The sequence below is a fragment of the Silvanigrella sp. genome (assembly GCF_044369315.1).
Classification (GTDB): domain Bacteria; phylum Bdellovibrionota_B; class Oligoflexia; order Silvanigrellales; family Silvanigrellaceae; genus Silvanigrella.
On the sequence record NZ_JBIPMD010000116.1, the window covers coordinates 1 to 9,991 of the forward strand.

General features: G+C 30.4%; 13 protein-coding genes and 1 tRNA gene. 2 read left to right on the forward strand and 12 right to left on the reverse strand.

All coding sequences use genetic code 11. The annotated features are described in order from the left end of the window. Positions 1-142: 142 nt before the first annotated feature. From ACIQ56_RS10205 to dut, 7 genes are all read right to left on the reverse strand, one after another. Positions 143-724 (reverse strand): hypothetical protein, encoded by a 582-nt coding sequence (locus tag ACIQ56_RS10205; protein ID WP_397600957.1) that lies wholly within the window; start codon positions 722-724, stop codon positions 143-145. Continuing rightward, on the reverse strand, positions 724-1,797 hold the full coding sequence (locus ACIQ56_RS10210) for a type I phosphomannose isomerase catalytic subunit (protein WP_397600958.1): 1,074 nt from the start codon (positions 1,795-1,797) through the stop codon (positions 724-726). Before ACIQ56_RS10210 ends, ACIQ56_RS10205 begins: the two co-directional genes overlap by 1 nt. Then, positions 1,794-2,720, reverse strand: a complete 927-nt coding sequence (locus ACIQ56_RS10215; RefSeq protein ID WP_397600959.1) for a hypothetical protein — start codon at positions 2,718-2,720, stop codon at positions 1,794-1,796. Before ACIQ56_RS10215 ends, ACIQ56_RS10210 begins: the two co-directional genes overlap by 4 nt. Next, positions 2,713-3,207 carry a type II 3-dehydroquinate dehydratase gene (locus ACIQ56_RS10220; protein ID WP_397600960.1) on the reverse strand — a complete coding sequence of 165 codons (495 nt, stop codon included), beginning with the start codon at positions 3,205-3,207 and terminating at the stop codon, positions 2,713-2,715. The genes ACIQ56_RS10215 and ACIQ56_RS10220 overlap by 8 nt, the downstream gene beginning before the upstream one ends. A gap of 19 nt (positions 3,208-3,226) precedes the next feature. Beyond that, positions 3,227-3,472, reverse strand: a complete 246-nt coding sequence (locus tag ACIQ56_RS10225) for a hypothetical protein (RefSeq protein WP_397600961.1) — start codon at positions 3,470-3,472, stop codon at positions 3,227-3,229. Positions 3,473-3,593: 121 nt separating this feature from the next. After that, the gene (locus tag ACIQ56_RS10230) at positions 3,594-3,932 is read right to left on the reverse strand and encodes a hypothetical protein (RefSeq protein ID WP_397600962.1); all 339 of its coding nucleotides are present in this window, start codon (positions 3,930-3,932) and stop codon (positions 3,594-3,596) included. Between the two features lie 120 nt (positions 3,933-4,052). Beyond that, on the reverse strand, positions 4,053-4,508 hold the full coding sequence (gene dut, locus ACIQ56_RS10235; RefSeq protein ID WP_397600963.1) for a dUTP diphosphatase: 456 nt from the start codon (positions 4,506-4,508) through the stop codon (positions 4,053-4,055). 100 nt (positions 4,509-4,608) lie between these two features. On the opposite strand from dut, the gene ACIQ56_RS10240 reads away from it, so the two are divergent. Beyond that, positions 4,609-4,684 (forward strand) — tRNA-Trp (locus ACIQ56_RS10240). 141 nt (positions 4,685-4,825) lie between these two features. Here the strand turns inward: ACIQ56_RS10240 and ACIQ56_RS10245 are convergent. Together ACIQ56_RS10245 and panB are read right to left on the reverse strand one after the other, a co-directional pair. After that, positions 4,826-5,095: a bacterioferritin-associated ferredoxin gene (locus tag ACIQ56_RS10245; protein WP_397600964.1), complete on the reverse strand. Its 270-nt coding sequence runs from the start codon at positions 5,093-5,095 to the stop codon at positions 4,826-4,828. 8 nt (positions 5,096-5,103) lie between these two features. Further along, complete coding sequence (gene panB / locus ACIQ56_RS10250; protein ID WP_397600965.1) at positions 5,104-5,895, reverse strand: 3-methyl-2-oxobutanoate hydroxymethyltransferase; 792 nt, start codon at positions 5,893-5,895, stop codon at positions 5,104-5,106. Between the two features lie 150 nt (positions 5,896-6,045). Here panB and htpX point away from each other — a divergent pair, with 150 nt between their 5' ends. After that, complete coding sequence (gene htpX / locus ACIQ56_RS10255) at positions 6,046-6,945, forward strand: protease HtpX (RefSeq protein WP_397600966.1); 900 nt, start codon at positions 6,046-6,048, stop codon at positions 6,943-6,945. Positions 6,946-7,175: 230 nt separating this feature from the next. Here htpX and ACIQ56_RS10260 read toward each other — a convergent pair whose 3' ends face one another. From ACIQ56_RS10260 to ACIQ56_RS10270, 3 genes are all read right to left on the reverse strand, one after another. Then, positions 7,176-7,694, reverse strand: a complete 519-nt coding sequence (locus tag ACIQ56_RS10260; RefSeq protein ID WP_397600969.1) for an AAA family ATPase — start codon at positions 7,692-7,694, stop codon at positions 7,176-7,178. Between the two features lie 449 nt (positions 7,695-8,143). Then, positions 8,144-8,809 (reverse strand): GNAT family N-acetyltransferase, encoded by a 666-nt coding sequence (locus ACIQ56_RS10265; protein ID WP_397600967.1) that lies wholly within the window; start codon positions 8,807-8,809, stop codon positions 8,144-8,146. 48 nt (positions 8,810-8,857) lie between these two features. Beyond that, positions 8,858-9,613 (reverse strand): class I SAM-dependent methyltransferase, encoded by a 756-nt coding sequence (locus ACIQ56_RS10270; protein ID WP_397600968.1) that lies wholly within the window; start codon positions 9,611-9,613, stop codon positions 8,858-8,860. Positions 9,614-9,991: the final 378 nt, after the last annotated feature.

Below are 9,991 nucleotides of genomic sequence, written 5' to 3' on the forward strand. Positions count from 1 at the left end.
GATGAGTTGGTTCTGCCAATCCATTGGTAGCTCCTTTGTTACTTTTTTTTAAGCAACAATTAACTAACAAATTGGAGCTATTTCTTCAATCTTCACAATATCTTTCTCAACTCTTAACTGGCATAATAAAATTTATTTGCACCTATATAATTTTTTGAATAATTTTTTCTGCTATTTTTAAAAATGTAGGCATAACACCCACTCCTTGAGAGGCAATAGCTTCAAAACAATCTTCGTCTTTAAATTGATAATTCTTTTTCAAAGTAGAAAATGGCATTGCATCATATGAGTCTGTGTGGTTAAATTGATAAACAAATGGAATACTATTATAATCAATTTGCAAAGATTCCATTAATTTTTTAACTTGTAACAGTTGTAAATCATATTTATCTAAATAACGAACGCGACTATCAATTACATTTACAATTCCGTCTACACCAAGCATTAAACTTATATTTACGCTCGGCCAAATTTGATGAGAAGGAAGAGTATATAAATGCATTCGAGCATTGCGCTCTGCTACTGCACCATAACTTACTGGCAAAAAATCAAAAAAAGTATTCCTGGGAAGGTCTAAAAGAACTTCTGAATTGTTTCTTTTATTTTGATTTTCAAAACTCTCACAAAATATGGATTGTATATTTGTTGTTTTACCTGAGTTTTGACTCCCAATATATAATATTTTAAAATGAATATCGCCAGTGGCTTCATTTATAAATGCCATTAAAGAACCTCGTCATTGAGTGCAAAAATAGCTGCATTAGCTTCATCTCCATATTTATTCTGCAACTTCAGAGAAACTTTTTTTGTATCAGAAGCAATAATTGCACTTTCTCCTGCACACATAATCAATCTCTCATTTTCTGACTCTAATATTAATTCGCCCGCCCAAACTGTAACAATAGAAAATTGATTTTTTTGTAAAGGTTCATAATTAACATCAGTTTCATTCGTGAAAACTTGAAGAGCAAAAGGATTATGTATGTCACCTAAAAAAGGTTTTGAATTTTTCATATTGTGTACAAGCAAAGTTTCCAGTTTTTTACCTCTTGGTAAACTCCAATCTATTGCTTCTAAAGATTCATTCACATGAAGTTCTCTTGGTTTTCCTTTTTCGGATTTCATCCCATTTTCATCATACAAACGACACCAATCAGAAAGTCTCCAGGTTTTTCCTGATTTTTTTGGTAAAACATATTGAGGTTCAGCTATAAAAACTCCTATTCCTACTGCATGAACACATCCAGGAGGAACAGAAATGTAATCTAATTTTTTTGGTTCATATTTATGCAAACATTTTTCAGCTTCATCATTTAATATACATTGAATGATTTCGTCTTTTGTTAACTCTTCTTTAAAGCCTAAATAAACAAACCCATTTTTTTCTACATCTAAAACTAGCCAGCTTTCAGGTTTGCCGCATTCATCATTTTTTAATAACTTATTATCATTTTTGGGATGAAGCTGAACAGATAAAAGTTCATCAGCGTTCAACCATTTTAATAAAAGAGGACTATGATTCCCATATTTTTCAGCAATTTTTGCACCTAAAATAGATGCTGCTTTATCTGTTAATAGTTCATTTAAAGTTATTTTTTGATTTGAATTTAATATAACATAGGAAGGGAAATTTAAATCTGTTGAAACTTCCCAACTTTCTCCAATTTGATTCGGAATTTCTGATACGAATTCGTTAAAATATTTTTTTTTGAGTAGAGAAATTTTTTTTCCTCCCCAAGGGGTTTTTTTAAAAGGAACAAAGTTAAAAGGTGACATCTTATAAAAAGCTTTTTTCATTTTATTAAAATCTCTCGTAAAAACTCATAATTTTCTCTTGCTTCACGAAAAAGTTCGTGAGAACCACCAGCATCAGGATGGAAATGTTTAGCCATTTCTATAAAACGTCTTCTCAACTCCATTCCTCCCTCCTTTTTTAAATCTTCAATTGAAGAAAAGCTATAAAATCCTAATAAAAATTTTAATTTCTCTTCATCAATAGGTAAAATATATAAATTATTTTGAGAGCGTTCAAAATAGCGAAAAAAGTTTTCCACTAGTTTCCTTAATGACTCTTCATCAAATTCAGAAAAATTAAAAGGATTGGCATAAAATTGTGAAAGTTTTGCTTGTACAGAAGACTCTTCGATAATCTTTTGTTTCCAAAAATTTTCAATGGAATGCTCTTCACAAAAAACATCTTGAGTAATATTATGGCAAAACGGGAGATTGTACGCATCAAAAGCTCTACAATAAGTGACCTCTCGCATGGCAAAGTGACAACCAACTGCAGAAAAACCTAAAATGGGCAATTGTTTCGATTTACCCCAAAATTGGGGAATGAGCATTTTAAAAAATAAAGTATAATACTCAAAAAAAGAATCACCAAATAACAAAGAAAAATCATTTTTTGATTCTTGAAAAAGGTAACTATTTTTTTGTTTTAAAGCAGATAAATGAAATAAACAATTCAGCAATAATATTTTATGTCTTAAAGCAAAAATAAAAGCTAACAAATTTAAGTTCCCAGAACCAAACATTTTACTTGATAAATCTTTTGGAAGAATACTTTTTAAAATATCTGAATCTGATATTTTTGAGACTTTTGCTTGCCTTAAAGCTAAGGTCTCTTGATGTATATTAAATTCCTGAAATAAATTTCGTTCCTTAAAAGAAAATAATAAACTTTCCAAAGAAATCATTTTCAGTAAATGCTCAAGCATTTTTTTCCATTTCTATAATTTTATTTAAAGCAACCTCATACCCGTACGATCCTAGCCCCGAAATGACTCCAGTTGCAATAGGACTGACATATGACATATGTCGGAATCCTTCTCTAGAAAAAATATTGCTAATATGAACTTCTATTATGGGAATTTTCTCCTGCTTAAATACTTCAAGGGCATCACGAAGAACAACACTGGTATGAGAATAACCCGCTGGATTGATGATAACTCCAACTATTTTAGAATTATTCTTTTTAGTTTTAATAGAATTATTATATACATTGCTAATATATTTTTCGTTTAAAAAATTTATGAGTTCACCTTCTATATTACTTTGATAATCCTGTAATGATATTTCGTTTTTTTCTGCAATTTTTCTAACTTTTTTTGTTACCTCTTTTAAAGTTTCTGAACCATATATTTGAGTTTGTCGTTTTCCTAATATACCAAGATTAGGACCATTTACAAAAAGGACTATTTTCATTTAATAAACCTATTTTTAATTAAGAATTTTTTTTTTGATGTATTTTTAAATCTATTTTTTCTAATAACTTTGTTAATATATCTATTTTATTTAAACGTATTTGTTCCCTTTTTTTATAATTATTTATATTTTCTTTAATTTTATTAATAGTTTCATCTTCAAATATTCGAGATGAAAATTCAATATTTAAAATATCTTTTAATGATTTAACTCGATGAAATTTTTTAAGGCGTTCATAGTTTTTTTTAGACAAAAATTCATTCATGAAATAAACCCTTTAATATGGTTCTTAAATTATATATTAACAATATTAAAATAAAGGGCAAGCTTTGCAGAATGCAAATATTTCCTTAATGATTCAGAAATATAAAATATCAATTTATGATTTATGCGACTTGATTTGATCCACAAGATTTTGATGGGAAATGTGTAGTTATTTGTTCTTGAATGGATGGGTTAAAAATTTTTGCCCATTGAACAATTTGGCGACGCGTATGCGAGTTTGTAAGAGGATGAAAAATTATTTTATCTACTTTCCCAGACTCTAAATAAACAAGAACATCATCGAAGGTTCCACAAATATTTTTAACTGCTGAAAATACGATTTGATTTGATGGGACATTATCAGGAATAAAATAGATAGTTCGCTCAAGCGAAACAACAGATTCTTCATCTGTTGAATGGGATTGGTTTATTTTAGATGTTTTACCAGAAAGTTTGCTCATTCTATAAGCTCCTGAATCCGATGAAAAATATCTCGCCAATAGCATCATTTCTTGAGTTATGAGATTCTAACTTATATTGACTGATTAGTCAATAACTCTTTTGTAAAAAACACAAATTTATTAATTTTTACCGCTCGAGCCAAATCCGCCAATTCCTCTTTCAATTTCTTTCACTGTGATTCCAGGAAGTTGAACGACTAAAGCACAAACTCCTTGAGCAATTCTATCACCTTTGTGAATTGTAAAATCATTTTTTGAGTGATTTACAATAGTTACCATTATTTCTCCCCGGTAATCCGCATCAATCGTACTTGGTGAATTTAAAACGGTAACTCCATGTTTTAAAGCCAAGCCACTTCGAGGCCTGATTTGAATTTCAGGAATAACGTTTAAAAGCTCAGTTCCTAGAGTTAATTTTTGAGCTCCTAAGGACTCTACAATGCGCAACCCTGTTTTTATTAGGGTCCATTCCATTGATTTAACAGTAGTATTTTCATTTGAACAAATATCAAATCCAGCAGATTGTTTTGTCGCATAAAATATTTCGCCTGTGCCTGAATGCTCTAACTTCAACATAAATATCACCTTATTTGCTAAAACGGTTATTTTTAAGACGGTAAGACCTTGCAAAAGCTTGACCTGACAGTCTGCAACTGATATCGAAAGTAACTTGTGTAGGTCAGTAGCTCCAATGGTAGAGCGGCTGATTCCAAATCAGCTTGTTGGGGGTTCGAGTCCCTCCTGGCCTGCCAATTTTTCTAATCTTTTGTTATTCATTTTACAAATTTAAATCACAAAACAAATTAAACATTAAATAATAAATGCAAATAAAATCCTATTTAATCAAATTTTATTTACTTTAAAATGAATAAAGTTACTTTAAAAAGATAAAATTAAAAATCGAAATCATCATCATCTACTTTTGTTTCATAGGGCTCTAAAATTATTTTACCATTATTTTCTAATAATTTTTTTATAACAGGACCACAACGAGTTGCTTTACAGCCACCATCACCACTTCCTGTTTGTTTATTTACTTTTTCAATGGTATCAGCCCCATTTTGAATTGCTTCACATATTCGACCTTGTTTGATTCCTTTACAAATACAAACAACTTTAATTTTCGCTTTTATTTCTTCTATGCTTAATTTTTTCTCAATCATTTAAAATATTACTCATTTTCACTATTTTTTTCTTGAACACTTTTACAATAATCATTAATAGCCTCTTTAATAGAATCCTCTAATTTTAAATAATGCTTTAAAAATTTTGGCTTAAAGTCTTTGTTCATTCCTAACATATCCTGCAAAACTAAAATATTTCCATCACAATGATTTCCAGACCCAATTCCAATTGTAGGGATTTTAACAGAATTTGTAATTTCTTCTGCCAAACCAGGAACTATTAATTCAAGGACAATGGCAAAACAGCCCGCATCTTGTAAAGCTTTTGCTTCTTTTAAAAGACGTTTTTTATCCAAATCATTTTTACCTTGAATGCGATATCCCCCTAAAGCATTCACACTTTGTGGCATGAGTCCAATATGGCCCATTACAGGAATTCCGTTATTGGAAAGAAAGTGAATTTGGTCACATATTTCTGGCGTTGCCCCTTCTATCTTAACAGCTTCAGCACCAGATCTCATTAAAAGTCCAGCATTATGCATTGTTTCATGTCTATTAATACCTGCTGTCATAAAAGGCATATCCCCTACAAGAAGTGGGGTTTTAATAGTTTGTCTTACACAACGAACATGATACGCAACATCTTCTAAGGTAACTGCCAAAGTAGAATTTTTTCCTTGAATTACATTTCCTAAACTATCTCCTACGAGAACAAAATCAATATTAGACATTTCAATAATTCGTGCAAAAGATGCATCATAACAAGTAATTGACGAAATTTTTTCAGAATTTTTCTTTTTCTCAATGAGATCATGAATACGAATTTTTTTTCTTTTCACTGAGCCACCTGAATTTGTTGTATCTGAATATACCATATATAAACCTTTTATATTAGAATTAAAAATATCTAAATTTGCATTTAAATCTTTTTACATAGTACTTTTATATAGTATAATTTATCTATGTTCGATAGAGGAGGAAATATCGATATGGCAAAAAGAATATTTTTATTTTTACTTGTAAATATTTTAGTAATGGTAACAATTACAATTGTTACCACTGTGCTTGGTGTTAATCATTATTTGAGCGCTAAAGGCATAAATTACATTAGCTTAATGATTTTTTGTTTGATTTGGGGATTTGGCGGCGCTTTTATTAGTTTAGCAATTTCTCGCTGGATTGCTAAATTTTCCATGGGAATCACAGCTATTAACCCAGAAAACTGCACTCCAGAAGAAAGAAATTTATATAATAGAGTTGCAAAACTTGCCCAAAAAGCAGGTTTGCCAAATACACCAGAGGTGGGCATTTACGAAAGCCCAGATCTCAATGCTTTTGCAACAGGGCCATCAAAAAGCAGATCCCTTGTTGCGGTTTCAACAGGCTTATTACAAAAAATGGATAGCCATGAAATAGATGGCGTATTAGCCCATGAAATATCACATATTGCAAATGGTGATATGGTAACAATGACTTTGGTACAGGGCGTTGTGAATGCTTTTGTCATGTTTTTTGCTAGAATTATTGCCTTTGCAACGACACAATTTGTAAAAGAAGATATCAGACCACTTGTAAATTTTGTTGTTGTGACTGTCCTTGAAATCTTATTAAGCATTTTAGGTTCTATAGCTGTAGCTTGGTTTTCTCGTAAGAGAGAATTTAAAGCGGATTTAGGTGGCGCTCAATTAGCTGGAAAATCAAGTATGATTTCAGCTCTTGCTGCATTACAAAGGGCTTATGAAAATCCTTTACCAGAAGGCGAAGAAACACCAAAATCTATAGCAGCATTTAAAATTTCAAATAAATCTAGCTTTCTTGAGATATTTTCAACGCATCCCCCTCTAGAAGTTCGTATCCAGGCTTTAAAACAAAATAATCTAATTATGTAGTTTTTTATTAAATTAACAAAATATATACCTAAATTTTAATCCTATATTTTCTAAATATGAATGCATATATTTAGCATTATATATTAACATAAATATTTATAATAAGTTGTTGTTAGTGCAAACCCCAGAAATTACCGCGACCTTGTTTTGAGTAAGTCTAGGGTCGATTTAATCAGAAACATTGTAATTTATAAATCGACATTGTGATGAACCACTTTACAAAATGCCATTTATTTGGGTTTAATTTTAATTTTGTCAATTGCTAATTGTATTTTTTGTAAGATTGATTCAATATTTTCTTTAGCTGTATCAACTATAAGTCTTTCTATATCCCAAGGTTCGTATTCTCTATTTAATACTTGTTCCCAAGTTGGAAGCTTTAATCCTAGAATATCAGCCTCTCGAGTTTCTATTCTTTTACGATGTTCTTCATTATTTGTACAAATAACTTCTATTTCCAATAGTGGAGAGTTCGTTTCAATTGCAATATTTCTCCAAGCATTGCGTGTAATAAAAAGAGGATTTACGCTGTCAGATATGACACTTTGTCCTAATTTCAAATTTGCCCTAGCAAGTTCATATGCAACAATATAACCATTAATTCCAACGTCATTTTCTATTCTACTGTCGCTTTTCAAGGCTTGTTCAATAACATCAATTCTCAAATAGCAAGCAGGAACTTTTTCAATAAGCCTTTTAGAAATTGTTGATTTACCAGTTCCAGGAAGACCGCCAAAAACAATTAATATTTTGCTCATTTGATTTTTACCTTTCATGTTAAAAAATTTCCGAGAGCCTCATTTTGTGTGAATTTGACGTCGACTCAACCATAAATAAAGAGTAGATAGTGGGCATTTTTATAAGTCTTGCTTTATCACGTTTCCCAATTCCTTTTTATAGATATCTTGAAATTTCATCTCTGTACTCATCTAATTTTAATTTTGAAGCTGGGAGAGTTCATTCCATCCTTTTTACGTTTCTGTAACGCTTCTTTTGTCCTAGAAGATATAAATTCAAGTGTCATAAGAAGTGAATTAACATTAGGAATAAACATAGCTATTAAAATTTCTTACGGATATGTATTGGTTTTTAGCCAATTGATTAAATTAGGGCAAACAATATTTCCGAAATTTGGTACAATTAATGTATAATAACGCTTCACTTCAAATCCAAGCTTTAAACCTGTATTCAGTGATGATCAATTATCTATATTACAGCTCCATATTGGGATTTGTTTTGACATCAAAGCATTCTGGATTAAGTGGAATACAATTTGCGATGCATATCCTTTGCCACGATAATCTGGATGAGTTATAACACTTATTTCTGCATAACCACCACCAATACTAGCGTATGCTTCGCTAATAACGTCATCACCAATACATAATGCATAACCTTGGCCTGATTTTAAAAAATTCGTGTCTGATACATACAGTTCAGATCTTTCTTTGTACCAAAAGCATTTTTCAAATAAATCGATCGTTGTTATTGGTTTGATATTTAGAGTATTATCTAAAGTTTGAAGTTGAGTGAGTTTATTTAATTGTAATTCAGCTCGTAGGTGAAAATTCCATCCCGATCGTAAAAATAAAGGATGATACCGAGGATTGCAATAAACCATTGGGAATTCACGATCGTTAAGCAGAGTGATTGCGACATTAACTGCTTCATTTGTTAAATTACCTATGATAAAAACAAATGGGTCATTGCAGTTTTCCATGATTAAAAAAGCATTTCCTGGCAGTTCAAACACTTTTCCTGTTTTATTATTTTCAATAATCTCCCAAAGAACTCCTTGATTAGGTAATTCTTTTAGCTCTGAAATAAATTCAAAGTCATTAATATTTTTTAAGTTTTTAATCAAAATACAAACTCCAAAATAAATTTATCAATATATTTTTAAAATATATTATTATAATTTTTCGCATTCAATAACTACAATCTCGTCATTTTTATTTGGAAATATTCCATACTCATAAGCTTTAATGAGTTTACAGTTTAAAAATCCGGCATTTTTAAGCATAGTAATTATATCTTCGACATTATAAAATCTAATTCTTAAAACCTCTTCTTCTGTTTTAAGAATTTCATTTTGTTTAATTAAAGTATACTTACCAATAAAGGAACAAATGTTGTTTTCAGGAGGAAGTACAAGACTTTTGAGCAAAATTTTGTGGCCATCTAAACGATAAACAATTCTATCTTCCCAAATATTAAAGTCCTTTGGTATCGCATTTACTGTTTCGATTTCAAAAATAAATAAACCATTTTTCTGCAAACAATTGTAAATATTCCTTAGGGATTTTTCTATATCATTTATGGCACTAATTAATCCAAAAGAACCTCTAGGAATAAAAACTAATTTGTACTCATCATTATGATCTAATTCTTGAAGACTCCCTTGCCATACATGGGCAGATAATTTCTTATCAATCATCTTTTCATTTAAAGCTTCCAACATAAATGAGCTATAATCAAAGCCATCTATCTGAAATCCGGATTCTAGCATTGGAATAAGAAACGATCCTGTTCCACACATTGGCTCGAGTATTTTTCCTTTGCAATTTTTGATATATTTGTAATAAAATTCGAATTCTTCGTTAGAAAGTGTGGGCTTGCTTAAATCATAAAATTCTGTGCAAAGTTTTTGATATATAAAAGTATTCATAAAATTTATTTTAAATTCCTTTAATCATAAGAGAGGTTTTTTGTCCTGAAAACAAACCTTAGTTCATAATAAAACACCCACTAAATTAAATCCAGTTTTTTTATAAACATGCTTTTCCCGCAGATTATTCTCGTCGGGATCTATATAAAAAGTATCTGTTTTAGAATCAATTTTAAAATGAAAAAATTCTGTGAAAGAAATAAGAGTTGTAGAAGCAAAACCTCTGACAAGATAAATTTCACTACCAATACCGGTTTTATGTCCAACAATGGCATTCGGTTAAGGTTATGAGTTCTAAGATATACGAGCCCTCCTACTCCATTTGTTGTGAGGTTTGTGAGAGATTCTTGGATAATGACGGCCTACCCTAATTTTTTG